The organism is Pseudomonas floridensis, from assembly GCF_002087235.1.
GTDB lineage: Bacteria > Pseudomonadota > Gammaproteobacteria > Pseudomonadales > Pseudomonadaceae > Aquipseudomonas > Aquipseudomonas floridensis.
Genome location: NZ_MUIO01000274.1, coordinates 1 through 575, shown reverse-complemented (window position 1 = coordinate 575; position 575 = coordinate 1). Strand labels below are relative to the sequence as shown.

Here is a 575-nt window from a genome sequence, read left to right as displayed (position 1 = left end):
GCGCGGCACCGAGCGCGATGGTGGCGTGGCCACAGAACGGCACTTCGGCCAGCGGTGAAAAGTAACGCACCCGCCAGCCTCCTTCGACAGAGGCGGCAAAGGCTGTCTCGGAAAATCCGACGTCGGCGGCAATCTGCTGCATGACCTGCTCGTCAGGCAGTGTTTCGCCAATCCACACGCCTGCCGGGTTACCGCCTTGATCCCCATCGCTGAACGCAGCCAGTTTGAGTATTTCAGTCGCCATTATTGCGGGTCCTTGCCGTTTTCATGGGCTGATAGTGTGCTCCAGGGACCTCGGGGAACGCCAACCGGAAAACCTTATGCGCTGCATCTTTGCGCTTGATGGATCGTCGGCCCTCACAGCGCCTCGCAGCTCGACGAGCGCCGTCGCAGGACTCGCTCGCGTACGGTGTCGTAAGCCCAATTGAACAGCATGGTGTAGGGCAAAAACATCAGCAGCAGGCCAATGTCCAGCAGGAATGCCTCAAACAGGCTGATCGACAGCCACCAGGCGGCCAGCGGCACGACCGCGAGAATCAGTCCGGCCTCGAAGCCCAAGGCATGCAACGCTCGGT

The 575-nt window shown here is 61.0% G+C and carries 2 protein-coding genes; both read right to left on the bottom strand.

Annotated elements, in window-relative coordinates:
• On the bottom strand, positions 1–244 hold a 244-nt coding region (locus BZK31_RS28870), incomplete at its 3' end, for a PhzF family phenazine biosynthesis protein (RefSeq protein WP_167378144.1).
• Positions 245–357: 113 nt separating this feature from the next.
• The coding region (locus tag BZK31_RS28865; RefSeq protein WP_157900850.1) for a PACE efflux transporter at positions 358–575 on the bottom strand (218 nt) is incomplete at its 5' end.